3 protein-coding genes are annotated in these 1,620 nt (G+C 62.7%); 1 reads left to right on the top strand and 2 read right to left on the bottom strand.

Annotation, left to right across the window (positions count from 1 at the left end; genetic code table 11):
- Positions 1-53 precede the first annotated feature (53 nt).
- The gene (locus VGG51_09015; GenBank protein ID HEY1883160.1) at positions 54-431 is read right to left on the bottom strand and encodes a VOC family protein; all 378 of its coding nucleotides are present in this window, start codon (positions 429-431) and stop codon (positions 54-56) included.
- A gap of 25 nt (positions 432-456) precedes the next feature.
- A complete protein-coding gene (locus VGG51_09010; GenBank protein ID HEY1883159.1) occupies positions 457-813 on the bottom strand; it encodes a MarR family winged helix-turn-helix transcriptional regulator in 357 nt (118 codons plus the stop codon).
- A gap of 134 nt (positions 814-947) precedes the next feature.
- Here VGG51_09010 and VGG51_09005 point away from each other — a divergent pair, with 134 nt between their 5' ends.
- Complete coding sequence (locus tag VGG51_09005) at positions 948-1,457, top strand: hypothetical protein (GenBank protein HEY1883158.1); 510 nt, start codon at positions 948-950, stop codon at positions 1,455-1,457.
- The last annotated feature ends 163 nt before the right edge of the window (positions 1,458-1,620 follow it).

Raw genomic sequence — 1,620 nt, 5'->3', positions numbered from 1 at the left:
GGTCCAGGGCGGCTACGTCTTCCACGCAGACTTCGAGCCGAGGCCATAACGCGTTACGGGGCCGCGGGAGGCTCCCATAGTTCGAGACGATTGCCTTCCGGATCCACGACCCATCCGAAGCGGCCGTAATCGTGATTATCGGTCTTTTCTAAAACCGTAACGCCCTCCGCGCGCAGCTTGGCGAGCAGCTCGTCGAGGCCCTCGACCCGGAAGTTGATCATCACCGGCTGCGCTCGGTCCCAGTAATCGTCGTCCGCACCGAAGAGGCTCCATATAGTTACTGCATCGGGATCGGGATCCGCGGACCAGCGAAACATCGCGCCGACACCGGGCTGATCGACGATCCCGAGGTGCTCTGCATACCAGCGTTTCATCGCCTCCGGATCGCGAACGCGAATGAAGATGCCGCCGATACCCGTTACGCGTGCCATTTTCAGGCCTTCGCCGCCGCCGGCGTTAAACCACCTCGCTCAGCATTTTGAGAAGGTCGGTCACGCGCCGCTCGCCGAGCGCTTTTACGGTATCCTTCTGCGCCGTACGCCAAAGAGAACGGGCTCGTTCGAAGGCACGGCTCCCTTTCGCAGCGATACGAACCTCGCGCCGGCGGGCATCGGCAACGCCGGCACGCATGGTGACGTACCCGGCCGTCACGAGCGGGCGAAGGCTGCGCGTAGCGGTGGAAACGTCCATGTCCAGCTGGCCCGCTAGCTCTGCAACCCCCCAGCTCGGCTTCGCCGAAAGCGCCGTTAGCATCGAAAACTGAGAGCTCGTAAGGCCCGACGGGGCGAGGGCTTCGTCGTAGCGACGGGTCATCCGTCGCGTCGCGGCCCGCAGCCCGAGGCAAGTACAGTTCCGCGGGTCGTCCAGCATTATTTGACTCTACAACTAATCGCGACGACGCCGCAATGCCTTGACAACGGCCACTTAGTTGTATATACAATCAAAAGATGCCGATACCTCTCGTGTTTGGAATCAACGTTCTGATGGGCCTCCTCGTTTGGAGCATTGCGGTCGCCCTCTACCTCTGGCCGGTGTTGCATCGCCTACCTCGCGCGGATGCCTTGCGGCCGCTGCTCCTGCTCCACTCCTTCCGCTTCATGGGCTTGGCGTTCATCGTACCGGGCGTGGTTTCGCCCGACCTACCCGCCGCATTCGCGCGACCGGACGCCTACGGCGACTTGATCGCCGCGATCCTCGCGTTGATCGCGCTGGCCGCCCTTCGGACCCGGGCGGCAAACGCATTCGTGTGGGTATTCGGGGTGTGGGGCAGCCTCGACCTCATCAATGCGTTCTACCAAGGCGGCCGCCACGCTCTCGCGCCGGGACAACTCGGAGCCACCTATTTTATCGTGACGTTTTTCGTGCCGCTGCTCCTGATCACGCACGCTCTCGTCTTCCGCCTTCTCCTGCGTCGCGACGACGCAGTCGCTGCGCAGGATCGACGGCTCGCCGCCTGACGACGGAATGGCGAAGGCTCATCGCGCGATCGCCATCTCTAACGCTCGTTCGAAGCGCTCCGGCTGGTCGAACATCACAAAATGGCGGCTCGGTGTAATGAGGATCACTTTGGCGTTTGGAGCGTTGCCGGCCCAGCGCGTGTAGTCGGCCTGTTTTTGCGCC

This window comes from Candidatus Cybelea sp. (assembly GCA_036489315.1).
In the GTDB taxonomy this organism is placed as follows: Bacteria; Vulcanimicrobiota; Vulcanimicrobiia; order Vulcanimicrobiales; family Vulcanimicrobiaceae; genus Cybelea.
This window is presented reverse-complemented; position numbering and strand designations above follow the sequence as displayed.